Below are 15,810 nucleotides of genomic sequence, written 5' to 3'. Positions count from 1 at the left end.
GCGAGGAGAGGACCGCCGCGGGGCCGCCGGGAACAGCGTTGCCTACCCCCGCTGCGCGGCCTGCTCGTCGCGCAGGCGCTGGACTTCGCGACGCTTGTTGACCAGCGAGGCGGCGATGACGCCAATGGCGACGATGCCGATCAGGATGGTGCAGGCGGCGTTGATCTCAGGCGTCACTCCGAGCCGGACCTGGCTGTAGATCTTCATCGGCAGCGTGGTCGCGCCCGGCCCCGAGGTGAAGCTCGAGATCACCAGATCGTCGATGGAGAGCGTGAAGGCCAGCATCCAGCCGGAAATGATTGCCGGCAGGATGACCGGCAGCGTGATCTGGAAGAAGGTCTTGACCGGCGGGGCGCCGAGATCCATCGCCGCCTCTTCGAGCGAGCGGTCGAAGGTGACCAGCCGCGACTGCACCACCACGGCCACGAAACACATCGAAAAGGTGATGTGGGCGAGCGTGAGCGTGAAGAAGCCGCGGTCGAGGCCGACGGCGACGAACAGCAAAAGCAGCGACAGGCCGGTGATGACCTCGGGCATGACCAGCGGGGCGAACACCATGCCCGAGAACAGCACCCTGCCGCGGAAGCGTGTGTAGCGGGTGAGCGCCAGGGCCGCGAGCGTGCCGAGCACGGTCGCCAGGGTCGCCGAGACCAGGCCGACGCGGATGGTGACCCAGGCGGCGTCCATCAGGCCCTGATTGTTGAACAGCGAGACATACCACTTGGTCGAGAACCCGCCCCAGACGGTGACCAGCTTCGATTCGTTGAAGGAGAAGATGACCAGCAGCACGATCGGCAGATAAAGGAAGGCAAATCCCAGCACGATGGCGGTGATGTTGAAACGGCTCCAGCTCGCGTTCATGTCAGCGCCCCTCTTCCTGGGCGCGCGCCTGCGCCTGCTGGAAGAACATGATCGGCACGACCAGCAAAAGCAGCAGGATGACGGCCACCGCGGACGAAACCGGCCAGTCGCGATTGGCGAAGAACTCGTTCCACAACGTCTTGCCGATCATGAGCGTCTGCGAGCCGCCGAGCAGGTCGGGGATGACGAACTCGCCGACCGCCGGGATGAAGACCAGCAGGCATCCGGCGATGACGCCGGGCAGCGACAGCGGGAACGTGATCTTCCAGAAGGCCGAAATCGGCGGACAGCCGAGGTCCTGCGCCGCCTCGATCAGCGAATAGTCCATCTTCTCCAGCGCCGAATAGAGCGGCAGGATCATGAACGGCAGGTAGGAGTAGACGATGCCGATGAAGATCGCCGTATGGGTGTTGAGGATGACCAGCGGCTGGTCGATGATGCCGGTGCCGAGCAGCATCTGGTTGAGCAGCCCCTCGGGCTTGAGGATGCCGATCCAGGCGTAGACTCGGATCAGGAAACTGGTCCAGAACGGCAGGATCACCAGCATCAAAAGCGTCGGCCGGATCGTCGCCGGGGCGCGGGCCATGCCATAGGCGATGGGATAGCCGACCAGCAGCGCGAGGAACGTCGAGATGGCTGCGATGACCACGCTCGATACGTAGGCGTTGAAGTAGAGCGCGTCCTGGGTCAGCCACAGGTAATTGTCGAAGCTGAACTCGCCGATCTGCGACATCAGCCCCGAAAAGCCGTCGGCGAGGCCAAGGACCGGGGTGTAGGGCGGCATGGCGATCGCCGTCGTCGACAGCGATATCTTGAAGACGATGACGAACGGAATGAGGAAGAAGAACAGCAGCCAGAGATAGGGAACGAGGATGACGAGGCGGTTGGTGATGGCGGACAGGGCGCGCGTCATATCTCCACCTATCGCGTCAGAACGACGCCGGCGTCGTTGCGGAAGGAAATCCACGCCTTGTCGTCCCAGCTCAGCGGATCCTCGGTGCCGCGCGTCGCATTGAGCGAGCTTGCCTTGACCACCTGGCCATTGCCGAGCTGGACGTGGAAGATGGTCATGTCGCCGAGATAGGCGATGTCGTAGACCTCGCCTTCCAGGACATTGTCGCCGCCCTCGGGCTTCTTCGACGAGACCTTGATCTTCTCTGGCCGGATGGCGAAGGTCACCTCGGTTCCCGCCGGCGCGTCGCCGGCATTGGCGGTACGGATCGTGACGCCATTGGCGCTGGCGATGGTGGCGCCGGCGCCGTCACGCTCGGCGACCTTGCCCTCGAACATGTTGATGTTGCCGACGAAGTCGGCAACGAAGCGCGAGCCCGGCGCCTCATAGACCTCGGCTGGCGTCGCCACCTGCATCACCTCGCCCTTGTCGAGGATGGCGATGCGGTCGGCCATGGTCATGGCCTCTTCCTGGTCGTGGGTGACAACGACGAAGGTCAGGCCGAGCGTTTGCTGCAGGTCCATCAGCTCGAACTGGGTTTCCTCGCGCAGCTTCTTGTCGAGCGCGCCGAGCGGCTCGTCGAGCAGCAGCACCTTGGGCCGCTTGGCGACGGCGCGGGCGAGCGCTACGCGCTGGCGCTGGCCACCCGAAAGCTGGTGCGGCTTGCGCTTGGCGAACTGGCTGAGCTTGACCAGCTTGAGCATCTCGGCGACGCGCGTGTCGATATCGGCCTTGGCCATGCCGTCCTGCTTGAGACCGAAGCCGATGTTCTGCTCGACCGTCATGTGCGGGAATAGCGCATAGGACTGGAACATCATGTTGACCGGTCGCCGGTAGGGCGGAATGCCGCGCAGGTCCTGGCCGTCGAGCAGGATCTGGCCCGACGTCGGCTCCTCGAAGCCGGCGAGCATGCGCAGCAAGGTCGACTTGCCACAGCCCGAAGCGCCGAGCAGCGCGAAGAACTCGCGCTCATAGATCGACAGCGACAGGTTGTTGACGGCCGTGAAGTCGCCGAAACGCTTGGTGACGTTCTTGAACTGGATGTAGGGCTTGGCGTCAGGCTGGTTCCAGGGCGCAAACTCCCTGCGGATGTTGCCGAGCGATTTCATGGTCCCCTCCGTCCCCTTGCCCCGAAGCCAAATCCCGGCGCCAGAGGCGCCGGGATAGCCGTGGACCGTTATTGTCCCGTGACGATCTTGGTCCAGCTGCGGGTGACCGTGCGCTGGGTCTTGGGATCGTAGGGCGCGACGGTGAACAGCTTCGCCAGCATGGCATCGTCCGGATAGATCGCCGGATCCTCGATGATGTCCTTTTCGAGCAGAGGCTGTGCCGCCTTGTTGCCGTTGGCGTAGTAGACATAGTTGGACGCCTTGGCCGCGACCTCGGGCTTCATCATGTAGTTGATGAACTCGTGCGCTTCGGCGACGTGCTGTGCGTCGGCCGGAATCGCCATCTGGTCGAACCACATCTCGGCACCTTCCTTGGGCACGACGTAATCGACGACGACACCCTGGTCCGCCTCGGCGGCGCGGTCACGCGCCTGGAACACGTCGCCCGACCAGCCGACAGCCAGGCAGATGTCGCCGTTGGCGAGCGCGTTGATGTATTCCGACGAGTGGAACTTGCGGATCGACGGCCTGATCTTGAGCAGGGCTTCTTCCGCCTTGTTCAGGTCATCGAGCGCCGTCGACTGCGGATTGAGGCCGAGATAGTTCATCGTCGTCGGGAAGATGTCGGTCGGCGAATCGAGGACGTAGACGCCGCAATCGGCGAGCTTGGCCAGTTGCTCGGGATTGAAGACCACGTCCCAGCTGTCGATCTTGTCGATGCCGAGCGCTTCCTTGACCTTCTTTTCGTTGTAGCCGATGCCGACCGTGCCCCACATGTAGTTGACCGAGTATTCGTTGCCCGGATCGTAGGCGGCGGTGCGCTGGCTGACGACGTCCCACATGTTGGCGAGGTTCGGCAGCTTGGACTTGTCGAGCTTCTGGTAGACGCCGGCCTGGATCTGGCGCGCCATGAACGGGCTGGCCGTCGGGACAACCACGTCGTAGCCGCTGCCGCCGGCGAGCAGCTTGGTCTCGAGAATCTCGTTGGAATCATAGACGTCGTAGACGACCTTGATGCCGGTCTCCTTGGTGAAGTCCTCGATGATCGAGGAATCGATGTAATCGGACCAGTTGTAGACGTTGACGACCCGCTCCTGGGCGTTGGATGCGGATGCGGTCGATACAACAGCGATCAAGGCTGACGCGGCGGTCAGCCAAAGCGCTCTACGGTTCATGGCAGTCTCCTTTCACGGACGCGCCCGTCCCGGCACATCCTGATCCTACAAAAATCGAGTGATGAAGGTAGCGCGCTCCCGCCGGCTCGCAGCTCGGCGCAAACGTTATGGCGATTTACAGCTGCGGACACCGAAGCCCCGGCAGTGGAACCTGGCAAGATACGCCTGTGTTGTTGTTACCCTCGGGGCTCAGCCTGCCCGCCGGACGGTAGCATTGTCAATGGCAAACAAGCCATCGCTCAGTCAGGCATGGGGACGCCCGTGACGCCCGGCCTTTGGGGCCGTGCCTGGCGCCTGAATTCCAAGGTCAGATGCACGAGCAGGGCGGAGAAGATGACGGCGCCGCCGACGATGGTGCGGGTCGACGGCACCTCGGCGTGGACGAGCCAGACCCAGATCGGGCCGAGCAGCGTCTCGAACGTTCCGATCAGCGCGGCAATGGCCGCCGGGATGAGCCTTGCGCCGGTGGCAAAGCAGGCGAGGCCGAGGCCGAGATTGAGCGCGCCGAAAGCGAACAGGAAACCCATGTCGCGCGGCGTCACCACAAACATCGACGCCTGCGAGGCGGCAAAGATCGCGGCGATCAGGGTGCCGAGGCAGGTGGCGGGGGTCATCCTGACATGGGCGAAACGGCGGGTGATGACGGTGGCAATGGAGAACGCCACGGCGATCAGCAAGGCGAGGCCGTCGCCAATGGGCGACACGGCGCCGTCGAGCGATTCGGAGACCATGATGGCGACGCCCGAGATAACCGCGAAGATCGCCACCCATGTCGCGGCGGCCACGCGTTCGCGAAACAATATCCAGGCAAACAGCGCCGCCAGCAGCGGTACACCGGCCTGCATCAGAAGGATGTTGGCGACGGTGGTGTAGCTCAGCGCCACGACGAACGAGGTCGAGGCGGTGGCAAAGCAGATCGCCACGAGCAGGCCGGGAATACCCATTTCGCGGAACAATCGCAGCGTGCCGCGCAGGCCGTCGCGCCAGGCCATGAAGGCCAGCAGGAAAGCAGCCGCCCAGAACGAGCGCCAGAACACCACGGTCCAGCTGTCGGAAGCCTCGATGAAGCGGGCAATGGCGCCGCCCAGGCTCCACATCAGCGCCGACAGGAAGACGAGCAACACGCCAATGCGCTGCTCGCCCGAGCTGCCGGTCGAGCCCGGTCGCGATGTCGTTGCCTGTTCGCTCATGCGTGCGTCCGTCGCCTCCCCTGGGCGTGATTGGACCGCACACGCCTGGCCACCGATAGCCGAGCGGCGATGGCTTGGCGAGGTCCAGAGCCCCTGTCTCATTAGGGCACTCGCATGAGCATCCGAGAAAGCCCCCGGCTTGGCAATTAAGCGCTTGACCTCAACTAAGCTTGAGGTTTTACAGACAGCGCTCCGACGCCCGCATTGAAACATGGAGCCACGCTGAAATGCCCCCGAAGACCAAGCTCGCCGTGATCTATGGCAGCGCCCGCCAGGGCCGCTTCTGCGACGTCGTGGCCAAATGGGTCGCATCCGAGATCCGCCGGCACGACCACTTCGCGCTCGAGCTTGTCGATCCCCGCGATCTCGGCCACAACCGCCACGATATCGCCGAACGTCTCGGCGATGCGGATGCCTTCATCATCGTGACGCCCGAATACAATCACGGCTACACCGCCGACCTCAAAGCGCTGATCGACGCCCACAGCGTCCAATGGCAGGCCAAGCCGCTTGCCTTCGTCTCTTATGGCGGCATCTCAGGTGGCCTGCGCGCCATCGAGCAGTTGCGGCTGGTCTTCGCCGAACTCCACGTCGTGGCAATACGCGACACGGTGAGCTTTGCCTTCGCCTCGAAGAAATTCGATGCCAGCGGCGCGCTGATCGAACCGGGCGAACCGCGCCGGGCGCTTGCCGTCCTGCTGGCACGCCTGCAGTGGTGGGCGATCAACCTGCGCGAGGCCCGCGCCAACACGCCCTACATAGAGGTAGCAGCATGACCATCGCCCAGCAGATCCAGGTCGCGACGACGACGCCGGTGCCGGAGCGCCATGCGGGCCGCAATGCGACCCTGTTGCTGGTCAGCTCGCTCACCATCATGTCGGGCGCGACCATCGCCCCCTCCTTGCCGGCGATCGAAAGCCATTTCGCGGGCAGCGCCAATGTCGAGATCCTGACCCGGCTCGTGCTCACCCTGCCGGCGCTGTTCATCGTGCTGTGCGCGCCTTTCGCAGGCGGGCTGGCCGACCGCTTCGGCCGGCGGCCGCTGCTGATCGTCACCGCGCTGCTCTATGGACTGAGCGGCATGTCGGGCCTGATGAGCGATTCGCTCATGGGGCTGCTGATCGGCAGGGCGCTGCTCGGCGTTGCGGTGGCCGGCATCATGACCACCGCAACCGCGCTTGTCGGCGACTATTTCAGCGGACCCGCCCGCGATCGCTTCATGGGCTACCAGTCGGCCTTCGTCGGCTTTGGCGGACTGTTGTTCCTGACCGGCGGCGGATTGCTGGCCGAGATGCACTGGCGCGCGCCCTTTGCCGTCTATGGTCTGTCGCTGCTGCTGATCCCGGCGGTGCTGGCCTTCATCAACGAGCCGGTTCGGGCTAGGCCGTCCGCCACCGTGGCATCCGCACCGGGCGGCGGCGGGACATTGTGGCTGGCCGTCATCGCCGTCTACGCCGCAGCGGCGATCAACAGCATCGCCTTCTACCTGCTGCCGACGCAGTTGCCGTTCCATCTCAACGCCATGGGCATCGGATCGCCCGCCGTGGCGGGACTGGCGATTGGCGTCGGCAATCTGGTGGGGGCGGTCGTCGCCCTGTCCTATGACCGGTTGCGCGCAAGGCTCCGGCTGACCGGCGTGTTCGGTCTCGCCTTCGGCCTGACGGCCGCTGGATATATCCTCCTTGGGTTGGCGGACACGCTCGCGCACGTGCTGGCGGCGGCCGGGGTGGTCGGCCTGGGACTCGGCATGATGATGCCCAACATCGCCGCCGCCGCCATGGCAGCGGCGGCTCCCGACATGCGCGGCCGCATCGCCGGGGGCATGACGGCAAGCGTCTTTGCCGGCCAGTTCATCTCGCCCTTCGTCAGCCAACCGATGATCGCAGCGTTTGGATTTGCCGGCACTTATGTCTATGCCGGGCTCGCCGTCGGCGGCATAGCGGTCATGGCCGCGATCGCCGCGCTGGTGCTCGGGCGGCGCGGCTGACCAGTCCGGGCTCGGAACCGAGGCGCGTCCTCGGCCCGGGTGTTTGTTCACGGTCAATTCACCAGATTCGATCGTGCTGCGGTGCAGCGAAACGGATCGGCAAGAATTAGCCCCGATAACGGCCGCCTGCCCGGGGATCGCTCATGCTGACCGTACTCAACTGCCTCGTTGTCGAACACGATTACCGCTTCGTCGGTGCGGCGCTGCTCATCTGTTCCATCGGCAGCATGGTGTCGATGCGGCTGTTTTCGCGTGCCCGCAACGTCAGCCGCGCCAAGCACGCAGCCTTCGTGTTCATGGCCGGCGTCGCCGGCGGCATGACGATCTGGACGACCCATTTCCTGGCGATGCTGGGCTTCATCCCCAATGTGGAGCACGGCTTCGAACCCAATTTCACCGTGCTGTCGCTGGCCCTGGCCATCGTCACCTCGCTTGCCGGCTTCATGATCGCCGCGAGCGGCGAGCGCGGCCCGTCGATCGAACTCGGCGGCGGCGTGATCGGCATGGGCATAGCGCTCATGCATTTCACCGGCATGCGCGGCTTCGTCGTTGCCGGCACCGTCTCCTACGATCCCGGCCTGGTGACGTTCTCGATCGTTGCCGGTGCCCTGCTCGGCATGGTCGCCACCAACCGGGTGGCGCGCGGCGAGACCCGCCGAAGCCAGATTGCCGGCATTGCGGCGCTGATCCTCGGCATCGGCATGATGCATTTCTCGGCCATGGGCGCCGTGCAGATCACGCCCGACCCGCGCGTCGCCGTGCCCGGCCAGCTGATGTCGGACAGTGTGCTGGCACTGCTGGTCGTCGCCGTGACCATCCTGGTGGTGGTGCTGGGAGCGGTCACCCACCTAGCTGAGGAGCAGAGCGAACAGGACGCGGTCGCGCATTACAGGCATCTTGCCATGCACGACCCGCTGACAGGCCTGCCCAACCGGGCCGCGGTTCGCGACGAGTTGCCGCTGCGGCTGAAGAAGGCCGCCGGAACGTCGCTTGCGATCATTGCCGTCGACCTCAACCGCTTCAAGGAAATCAACGACGTCTACGGCCACGCAGCCGGCGACGCGGTGCTGACCCAGACGACGGCGCGGATGCGCGCGGCCCTTGTCGCGGGCGAGTTTTTCGCCCGCATCGGCGGCGACGAGTTCATCGCGGTGAAATCCTTCAGCCGGGACAACGAGGTCGAGGAGTTCGCCGCCCGCATCGCGGACGCCTTCTCGCGCCCCAACGAACTCGGCAAGGCAAGCTTCTCGACCAGCGCCAGCATCGGCATCGCGGTCCATCCCAAAGACGGCGATAGCATCGACGAGCTGACCATGCGCGCCGATCTGGCGATGTACCGGTCCAAAAAACTGCAGGACGGCAGCTGGTGCTGGTACGACGCGGACGCCGACGAAGACGGCCGCCGCCGCGGGCAGATCGCCATCGGCCTGCGCAGCGCGATCACCGAGGGTGCGCTGCGCCTGGTGTTCCAGCCGCAGATCTCGATGAAGCAGCGCCGGCTGCTCGGCTTCGAGGCGCTGCTGCGCTGGACCAGCCCGCAACTCGGCGAGGTCTCGCCTGCCGACTTCATTCCCGTGGCCGAACAGACCGGCATCATCGTCGACATCGGCGACTGGGTGCTGCGACAGGCGTGCCGCGAGGCGACGCAATGGCCGGCACCGACAGGCGTCGCCGTCAACGTGTCGCCGGTACAGCTGATGCGTCCGAACTTCGCCGAGCGGCTGACGGAAATCCTTGCCGAGACCGGCCTCGAGGCCTCCCGTCTCGAGATCGAGATCACCGAGACCATCCTGATCGAAAATCCCGGCCAGGCGTTGCTGGTGCTGCGCAAGATCAAGGCGCTGGGCGTACGCGTCGCCATGGACGATTTCGGTACCGGCTATTCGTCGCTGTCGACGCTGTTTTCGTTCCCCTTCGACAAGATCAAGGTCGACCGCACCTTCCTCAATGCGCTCGGCCGCCAGGCACAGGCGACGAGCGTCATCGAGACAGTGATCGAGCTCGGCCACAAGCTGTCGATCCCGGTGCTTGCCGAAGGCGTGGAGACTGATTTCCAGGCGGCGTTCCTGAAGGACCGCCGCTGCGACGAAGCGCAGGGCTTCCTCTACGGACGCCCTGTGGATTCATCCACTGCCCACGCCCTCGCCCTGTCCGGGACCTGGCAGGAGGACGACGCCGAGGCGCTTGCCAAGCTGACGGCCTGACGCCGCGCCGCCTATTGAAAATCGAAGGCTGACAGGCCGGTCACCATCTCGTCGAGGCCGAGCGGCCTGGTGATCGGCGGCTCGGCGCGCGACAGGCAGCCCGAGCGTTCGCAAAGCCGGCACGCAGGCCCGATCGGCGTCGCCGCCACAGCGCCCGGCTTGGCGCCGACGGCCTGGGCCGGCAAGGCTGCGCCATAGACGATCTCGTCGCGGAAGGCGATGTCGCAGCCTAGCAGGATCGCCGTGCGGCGCGGGCGTTCGCTGAAGGCGCCTTGCGGGCCTTCCAGCGTGCGGGCGACGCACAGAAACTCGGCGCCGTCGGGCATCTCGACGGCCTCGACGAAGATCTGGCCGGGTTGGGTGAAGGCGGCGTGGACCGGCAGCTTCGGACAGCCGCCGCCGAAGCGGCTTTGCGGAAACCCTTGCGCGCCGGCCTTGCGGAAGCGGTTGCCGGCGTTGTCGACCTCGAGCATGAAGAACGGCACCGACGAGGCGCCCTGCCGCTGCAGCATGGTCAGCCGGTTGGCGGCCTGCTCGAACGACACGCCGAAGCGCGAACGCAGCACGTCGACATCGTAGCGGGCGCGCTGGGCGGCCGAGTGGAACGCCTGGTAGGGCATCATCAACGCATGTGCCGCATAGCGGCCAAGCTCGAAGCGGGCGAGCCGCCGGGCCTCGTCGGAGGTGAGCTTCAGTGACTGCAGCTCGGCTGCGACCGCCACCTGCATTCGGATCAGGCTGGCCTCCATCGCCACCTCGCGCAGCTGGTCGAACGGCGACAGGCGTTCGGACAGAAACAGGCGCTGCGAATGGCGGTCATAGCGGCGGCGCCAGTTGGGCATTGTGGCGACCGGCAGCACCTTGACGACGATGCCGTGCTCGCGCCGAAGCCAGCCCTTCAAGGCGCCGAACAGGTCGTCGCCAGGGTCGAGCAGCGAGGTGAAGGCCTCGGCCTCCTCCTCCAGCGAGGCGACATGGTTGGGCCGGCGCTCGAAGACCTCGTGAACTTCGTCGATCGGCAGGCGCGCGCCCGACAGGGCGGTGGTGTGGCCCTCGCGCGCCAGAAGCTCGGTCAGGTCGGACAGGCGCTCGGCCTGCTCGCGATAGGCACGGAACAGCTTGATCACCGCCGCCGCCGCATTGGGCGCGGCCTCGGCGATCTCGACAAGCTCCTGGTCGCCCGGCAGCTCGCCAGCCAGAAGCGGATCGGCGAAGACCTCGCGCAGGACGGCGATCGAGCCCCGCGCCTCGCCCTGCAACTCGTCGGGATCGACCTTGTAGACGGAGGCAAGCTTGAGAATGAGCTGGACGGTCAGCGGACGCTGATTGCGCTCGATGAGGTTGAGGTAGGACGGCGAAATACCCAGCCCCTCGGCCATCGCCGTCTGGGTCAGGCCCTTCTGGTTGCGGATGCGCCGGATGCGCGGTCCGGCGAAGATTTTCTGCTCGGCCATCGGCTTTTACACTATTTTTACAACGAAAGTAGGGGTTTGGCCCTACCCATCCTTTTACATTTTTTACAATTTTACAGCGACCATCTGTCAAACACAATACAGGTTTTCCCTAAAGTCGGCCGCAAATTGTTGAATTTTCTGGCCGCTTTGGCGCTGGAATGTAAAACAAGTCACATAGAAATCGCCGCAAAAACCCAAGACGCGGTGATCGCCCCTAGAACCAAGTGACCAGACGGAGTCGACAATGACCGATTTTTACAACCTCGTCCCTTCAGCCCCGGAAGGCCGCTTCGACGGCATCGAGCGCCCCTACTCGCCGGAGGACGTGAAGCGGCTGCGCGGCTCCGTCCAGATCAAGCAGACACTGGCCGAGATGGGCGCCAACCGCCTGTGGAAGCTGATCCACGAGGAAGACTTCGTCAACGCACTCGGCGCCATGTCGGGCAACCAGGCGATGCAGCAGGTCCGCGCCGGCCTCAAGGCAATCTACCTGTCGGGCTGGCAAGTTGCTGCCGACGCCAACACGGCTTCGGCGATGTACCCGGACCAGTCGCTCTACCCGGCGAACGCCGCGCCCGAGCTGGTCAAGCGCATCAACCGCACGCTGCAGCGCGCCGACCAGATCGAGACCTCGGAAGGCAAGGGCCTGTCGGTCGACACCTGGTTCGCCCCGATCGTGGCTGACGCGGAAGCCGGCTTCGGTGGCCCGCTCAACGCCTTCGAGATCATGAAGGCCTTCATCGAGGCGGGTGCTGCCGGCGTGCACTTCGAAGACCAGCTCGCTTCGGAAAAGAAGTGCGGCCATCTCGGCGGCAAGGTTCTGATCCCGACCGCGGCGCACATCCGCAACCTCAACGCGGCGCGTCTCGCCGCCGACGTGATGGGCACTTCGACGTTGATCGTCGCCCGCACCGACGCGGAAGCCGCCAAGCTGTTGACGTCCGACATCGACGAGCGCGACCAGCCCTTCGTCGACAAGGATGCCGGCCGCACGGTGGAAGGCTTCTACCAGGTGAAGAACGGCATCGAGCCCTGCATTGCGCGCGCCATCGCCTACGCTCCGTTCTGCGACCTGATCTGGATGGAAACCGGCAAGCCGGACCTCGCCCAGGCCAAGAAGTTCGCCGAAGCCGTGCACAAGGCGCATCCGGGCAAGAAGCTGGCCTACAACTGCTCGCCGTCGTTCAACTGGAAGAAGAACCTCGACGACGCGACGATCGCCAAGTTCCAGCGCGAGCTGGGCGCGATGGGCTACAAGTTCCAGTTCATCACGCTGGCTGGCTTCCACCAGCTCAACTTCGGCATGTTCGAACTGGCCCGCGGCTACAAGGATCGCCAGATGGCGGCTTATTCGGAGCTGCAGGAAGCGGAATTCGCCGCCGAAGTGAACGGCTACACCGCGACCAAGCACCAGCGCGAAGTCGGCACCGGCTACTTCGACGCCGTGTCGATGGCGATCACCGGCGGCAAGTCGTCGACGACCGCGATGCACGAGTCGACCGAAACCGAACAGTTCCGCCCGGCCGCCGAATAGGCCTGGCGACAGCAAAAGCCCCGGAGGCAACCGCCTCCGGGCACCGGCCAGAGGCAACGCCCAACAGGGCAAAGGCAACACCGAGGAGAACCACGATGGCACCGCGTACCCGTGTCAAGGAACGAGCCGAAGAACAGGCGACCACGATGAGCGCCGACCAGCAGGCCGTGATCCGTATCGTCGCCAACGACCTGCACCGGCTCAACCAGTCGGTCATGAAGGCAGTCGAGGCCGGCGTTTCGGTGGAACTGGTCCGCTCGGCCCGCCACCATGGCGGCAACGGAAACTGGGGCGATCTGCTGATCCCCGTCATCGTTACCCAGCAACCGCACGGCTAAAGCCGCCTACCCATGCCCCCCAGATCCCGTCCGCGGCCATGCCGTGGGCGGGATTTGCTTTGAGGCTACTGCGGCCTGGTCTAGAGCCAACATGCGGGAATGCTGAAATTTACGACTAAAGTCGCACCTCATTTTGAGTGTAATACTTGACACTTCTCATACATGACGCGAAACCTACGGGACCGAGCGCAACCACGCATTGAACAAACGCCCCCCAGCTGTCGGCCAAGCCAATGAAGCGGAATGACCTCAGCCCGAGCCATGGCCCGGGCACGAATGCGCGCACTGCCGACTGCCAGATCGCCGACCTGTCGAAGGTGCTGGTCGTCGGCCGCTCGCCGATCAATCGCGTCGTCGTCGCCAAGATCGTCGAACGCTCGGGCCTCAAGACGATCTCCGAGGCACCAGACACCGCCGCGTCAGTGTTGCGCAAGTTGGCACCGGGCACGATCATCCTGGACGGTGGAAGCGACAACAGGGATTGCGATGCGCTGATGCCTTCGATCATGTCGCTGCGGCTGGCATCGGGCAGCAACCTGCCGTCGGTGATCCTGCTGTCCAACCGGGCGGGCACGCCAGAGAGCCTGTCGCTGCCGAGTGCCGTCGACATCGTGGTCGCCAAGCCGATCACCCCGGAGCGGCTGCAGCCCATCGTCGAAAAACTGATCGGCCGCGGCTGAGGTTAGGCGAGGCCCTTCAGGAGCTCCGACAGTTCGCCGAGATGCGGCAGCTTGCGGAAGCGCTCGGCGGCGGTCGGCTCGTCGACGTGTTCGTAGACCCAGGTCAGGTCGTGGGGGACGTAGACGCCCCAGCTGCCGGCCTCGATCGCCGGCACGACGTCCGATTTCAGCGAATTGCCGACCATCATCGCCCTGTCGGGACCGTCGCCGTGGCGCGCGAAGATGCGCTCGTAGGTGGGGCGCGACTTGTCGCTGACGATCTCGACGGCGTCGAAGAAATCGCCGAGGCCCGACTGCGCCAGCTTGCGCTCCTGGTCGAACAGGTCGCCCTTGGTGATCAGCACCAGGCGGTAGCTGCCGGCAAGCGTTTCGAGCGTGTCCTGGACATGCGGCAGCGTCTCGATCGGGTGGCTCAGCATCTCGCGGCCGGCGGCGAGGATCTTCTCGATGACCGAAGCCGGCACGAGGCCTTGCGTCACCTCGATCGCGGTCTCGATCATCGACAGCGTGAAGCCCTTGATGCCGAGGCCATAGGTGCCGAGGTTGCGCTTTTCGGCCTCCAGCAAGCGCGACATGAGCTGATCCTGCTCGCCATGCTCGGCGAGAAGCTCGGCAAAATGCCGCTCCGTCATGCGGAAGAACTGTTCGTTCTGCCACAGCGTGTCGTCGGCATCGAATCCGATGGTGGTGAGGCGGGTAGAGATGGAGGTCATGGCGATGATCTAGGCCAGGAACCGCCCGAAAACCAGCATTCTCAACCTCACAACAGGCGGGAATCGCTGATTTGCCCCCCTTTTCTTCCTTCGTTGGGCCCGGCTATACTCGGCAATCCGCAACGACAACCTGGTGAATGATGCCGCCTGCAAAGAAGGAAGTCCGTCCGACCACTCGGGGGGCTCGCGCCCGCACGCCCGCATTTGTGAAGAACAAGCGCGGCGTGAAGAACTGGAAGGAAGCCTCCGAATGGCTCGAATGGCGCGGCATCGAGGACATAGAGTGCATCACGCCCGACCAGGCCGGCGTTGCCCGCGGCAAGATGATGCCGTCAAGCAAATTCACCTCCAACACCTCGCTGGCGCTGCCGTCGGCACCGTTCATGATGACGATCTCGGGCGTCTACCCCGAGGATGGCAACGGCTTCGCCTATCCCGAGGACGATGGCGACCTGAAGCTGGTGCCCGACCTGTCGACGCTGTCCGTGGTGCCGTGGGAGGACGATCCGACCGCGCAGGTGATCTGCGACCTCGTCCACCAGGACGGCCGTCCTGTCGAGTTCACGCCGCGCAACGTGCTGAAGCGCGTGGTGGCAGCCTATGACAAGCTCGGCCTCCGGCCGGTCGTCGCGCCCGAAATCGAGTTCTACCTGGTCCGCAAGAACCCCGATCCGGATTATCCGCTGACCCCGCCCGTGGGACGCTCGGGCCGCCCGATCGGCGGCGGCGCCGGCTATTCGATCGCCGGCGTCAACGAGTTCGACGAACTCATCGACGACATCTACCACTTCTCCGAGGCCCAGGGGCTGGAGATCGACACGCTGATCCACGAGGAGGGCGCCGGCCAGCTCGAGATCAACCTGCGCCACGGCGACCCGATCGAGCTCGCCGACCAGGTGTTCCTGTTCAAGCGCACGATCCGCGAGGCGGCGCTGAAGCACGATACCTATGCCACCTTCATGGCCAAGCCCATCCAGGGCCAGCCAGGCTCGGCGATGCATATCCACCAGTCGATCGTCGACAAGAAGGCCGGCAAGAACATCTTCACCGCCGCGGACGGCGCGGAGACCGATGCGTTCTTCCATTTCATCGGCGGCATGCAGAAGCATGTGCCGAATGCGCTGGTGATGCTGGCGCCCTATGTGAACTCCTATCGTCGCCTGACGCAGGCTGCCTCGGCTCCCGTCAACAACAAGTGGGGCTACGACAACCGCACCACCGCCTTCCGCGTGCCGCGCTCCGACCCGGCGGGGCGGCGTGTCGAAAACCGCATCCCGTCGTCGGATGCCAATCCCTATCTCGCGCTCGCCGCGTCGCTCGCTTGCGGCCTGATCGGCATGAACAACAAGCTGCCGGCCGAGCCGCCCATCCTGACAACGGCCAACGAGGACGAGATCGACCTGCCGCGCGGCCTGCTGGAGGCCGTCGACCTGTTCGAAAGCGACGACGAACTGGCAACGATGCTCGGCAAGTCCTTTGCCTCGACCTACGCGGCGATCAAGCGCGCCGAGTTCGAAACCTTCATGGAAGTGATCAGTCCGTGGGAGCGGGAGTATTTGTTGCTGAACGTGTGAAGGAAGCGAATAGGGAATAGTGAGTAGCGAATAGAGAAA

14 protein-coding genes are annotated in these 15,810 nt (G+C 64.8%); 7 read left to right on the top strand and 7 right to left on the bottom strand.

All coding sequences use genetic code 11. From position 1 onward, the window contains the following. Nucleotides 1-42: 42 nt before the first annotated feature. From GGR00_RS20685 to GGR00_RS20665, 5 genes are all read right to left on the bottom strand, one after another. Entirely contained in the window at nucleotides 43-861 is an 819-nt protein-coding gene (locus GGR00_RS20685) for an ABC transporter permease (RefSeq protein ID WP_055978045.1), read from the bottom strand. A gap of 1 nt (nucleotide 862) precedes the next feature. Next, nucleotides 863-1,774: an ABC transporter permease subunit gene (locus GGR00_RS20680; RefSeq protein ID WP_055978043.1), complete on the bottom strand. Its 912-nt coding sequence runs from the start codon at nucleotides 1,772-1,774 to the stop codon at nucleotides 863-865. 8 nt (nucleotides 1,775-1,782) lie between these two features. Further along, on the bottom strand, nucleotides 1,783-2,922 hold the full coding sequence (locus GGR00_RS20675) for an ABC transporter ATP-binding protein (RefSeq protein WP_055978040.1): 1,140 nt from the start codon (nucleotides 2,920-2,922) through the stop codon (nucleotides 1,783-1,785). A 68-nt stretch (nucleotides 2,923-2,990) separates the two neighbouring features. Beyond that, nucleotides 2,991-4,097 carry a polyamine ABC transporter substrate-binding protein gene (locus GGR00_RS20670; protein ID WP_055978038.1) on the bottom strand — a complete coding sequence of 369 codons (1,107 nt, stop codon included), beginning with the start codon at nucleotides 4,095-4,097 and terminating at the stop codon, nucleotides 2,991-2,993. Nucleotides 4,098-4,336: 239 nt separating this feature from the next. Continuing rightward, nucleotides 4,337-5,287, bottom strand: a complete 951-nt coding sequence (locus GGR00_RS20665; RefSeq protein ID WP_055978036.1) for a DMT family transporter — start codon at nucleotides 5,285-5,287, stop codon at nucleotides 4,337-4,339. Nucleotides 5,288-5,514: 227 nt separating this feature from the next. Here GGR00_RS20665 and GGR00_RS20660 point away from each other — a divergent pair, with 227 nt between their 5' ends. The 3 genes from GGR00_RS20660 (at nucleotide 5,515) to GGR00_RS20650 (ending at nucleotide 9,478) form a co-directional block, all read left to right on the top strand. After that, entirely contained in the window at nucleotides 5,515-6,063 is a 549-nt protein-coding gene (locus GGR00_RS20660) for an NADPH-dependent FMN reductase (protein ID WP_184700767.1), read from the top strand. After that, a complete protein-coding gene (locus GGR00_RS20655) occupies nucleotides 6,060-7,274 on the top strand; it encodes an MFS transporter (RefSeq protein WP_184700765.1) in 1,215 nt (404 codons plus the stop codon). The genes GGR00_RS20660 and GGR00_RS20655 overlap by 4 nt, the downstream gene beginning before the upstream one ends. A 143-nt stretch (nucleotides 7,275-7,417) precedes the next feature. After that, nucleotides 7,418-9,478: a putative bifunctional diguanylate cyclase/phosphodiesterase gene (locus GGR00_RS20650; RefSeq protein WP_184700763.1), complete on the top strand. Its 2,061-nt coding sequence runs from the start codon at nucleotides 7,418-7,420 to the stop codon at nucleotides 9,476-9,478. A gap of 11 nt (nucleotides 9,479-9,489) precedes the next feature. On the opposite strand, the gene GGR00_RS20645 is transcribed toward GGR00_RS20650, so the two are convergent. Then, the gene (locus GGR00_RS20645) at nucleotides 9,490-10,932 is read right to left on the bottom strand and encodes a helix-turn-helix domain-containing protein (RefSeq protein WP_055978029.1); all 1,443 of its coding nucleotides are present in this window, start codon (nucleotides 10,930-10,932) and stop codon (nucleotides 9,490-9,492) included. Nucleotides 10,933-11,176: 244 nt separating this feature from the next. Here GGR00_RS20645 and aceA point away from each other — a divergent pair, with 244 nt between their 5' ends. The 3 genes from aceA (at nucleotide 11,177) to GGR00_RS20630 (ending at nucleotide 13,484) form a co-directional block, all read left to right on the top strand. Continuing rightward, entirely contained in the window at nucleotides 11,177-12,466 is a 1,290-nt protein-coding gene (gene aceA / locus GGR00_RS20640; protein WP_055978026.1) for an isocitrate lyase, read from the top strand. Between the two features lie 95 nt (nucleotides 12,467-12,561). Further along, complete coding sequence (locus GGR00_RS20635; RefSeq protein ID WP_018426579.1) at nucleotides 12,562-12,804, top strand: SMc00767 family acetate metabolism repressor; 243 nt, start codon at nucleotides 12,562-12,564, stop codon at nucleotides 12,802-12,804. Nucleotides 12,805-13,037: 233 nt separating this feature from the next. After that, nucleotides 13,038-13,484 carry an ANTAR domain-containing protein gene (locus tag GGR00_RS20630; RefSeq protein WP_055978024.1) on the top strand — a complete coding sequence of 149 codons (447 nt, stop codon included), beginning with the start codon at nucleotides 13,038-13,040 and terminating at the stop codon, nucleotides 13,482-13,484. A 2-nt stretch (nucleotides 13,485-13,486) separates the two neighbouring features. On the opposite strand, the gene GGR00_RS20625 is transcribed toward GGR00_RS20630, so the two are convergent. Beyond that, nucleotides 13,487-14,197, bottom strand: a complete 711-nt coding sequence (locus GGR00_RS20625; RefSeq protein WP_055978023.1) for an HAD family hydrolase — start codon at nucleotides 14,195-14,197, stop codon at nucleotides 13,487-13,489. 137 nt (nucleotides 14,198-14,334) lie between these two features. Between GGR00_RS20625 and GGR00_RS20620 the strand changes: the two genes are divergently transcribed. Further along, nucleotides 14,335-15,771 carry a glutamine synthetase family protein gene (locus GGR00_RS20620; protein WP_055978021.1) on the top strand — a complete coding sequence of 479 codons (1,437 nt, stop codon included), beginning with the start codon at nucleotides 14,335-14,337 and terminating at the stop codon, nucleotides 15,769-15,771. The last annotated feature ends 39 nt before the right edge of the window (nucleotides 15,772-15,810 follow it).

Origin of the sequence: Aminobacter aganoensis (assembly GCF_014206975.1) — a bacterium.
Lineage (GTDB): Bacteria > Pseudomonadota > Alphaproteobacteria > Rhizobiales > Rhizobiaceae > Aminobacter > Aminobacter aganoensis.
The sequence above is the reverse complement of the archived record's forward strand: the minus strand, read 5'-3'. Positions and strand labels throughout refer to the sequence as shown.

Coding starts and splice junctions, on each gene's coding strand:
- GGR00_RS20655 (WP_184700765.1), top strand. CDS start 6,060: ATGACCATCGCCCAGCAGATCCAGGTCGCGACGACGACGCCGGTGCCG.
- GGR00_RS20670 (WP_055978038.1), bottom strand. CDS start 4,097: ATGAACCGTAGAGCGCTTTGGCTGACCGCCGCGTCAGCCTTGATCGCT.
- GGR00_RS20665 (WP_055978036.1), bottom strand. CDS start 5,287: ATGAGCGAACAGGCAACGACATCGCGACCGGGCTCGACCGGCAGCTCG.
- GGR00_RS20685 (WP_055978045.1), bottom strand. CDS start 861: ATGAACGCGAGCTGGAGCCGTTTCAACATCACCGCCATCGTGCTGGGA.
- aceA (WP_055978026.1), top strand. CDS start 11,177: ATGACCGATTTTTACAACCTCGTCCCTTCAGCCCCGGAAGGCCGCTTC.
- GGR00_RS20650 (WP_184700763.1), top strand. CDS start 7,418: ATGCTGACCGTACTCAACTGCCTCGTTGTCGAACACGATTACCGCTTC.
- GGR00_RS20630 (WP_055978024.1), top strand. CDS start 13,038: ATGAAGCGGAATGACCTCAGCCCGAGCCATGGCCCGGGCACGAATGCG.
- GGR00_RS20660 (WP_184700767.1), top strand. CDS start 5,515: ATGCCCCCGAAGACCAAGCTCGCCGTGATCTATGGCAGCGCCCGCCAG.
- GGR00_RS20645 (WP_055978029.1), bottom strand. CDS start 10,932: ATGGCCGAGCAGAAAATCTTCGCCGGACCGCGCATCCGGCGCATCCGC.
- GGR00_RS20625 (WP_055978023.1), bottom strand. CDS start 14,197: ATGACCTCCATCTCTACCCGCCTCACCACCATCGGATTCGATGCCGAC.
- GGR00_RS20620 (WP_055978021.1), top strand. CDS start 14,335: ATGATGCCGCCTGCAAAGAAGGAAGTCCGTCCGACCACTCGGGGGGCT.
- GGR00_RS20680 (WP_055978043.1), bottom strand. CDS start 1,774: ATGACGCGCGCCCTGTCCGCCATCACCAACCGCCTCGTCATCCTCGTT.
- GGR00_RS20675 (WP_055978040.1), bottom strand. CDS start 2,922: ATGAAATCGCTCGGCAACATCCGCAGGGAGTTTGCGCCCTGGAACCAG.
- GGR00_RS20635 (WP_018426579.1), top strand. CDS start 12,562: ATGGCACCGCGTACCCGTGTCAAGGAACGAGCCGAAGAACAGGCGACC.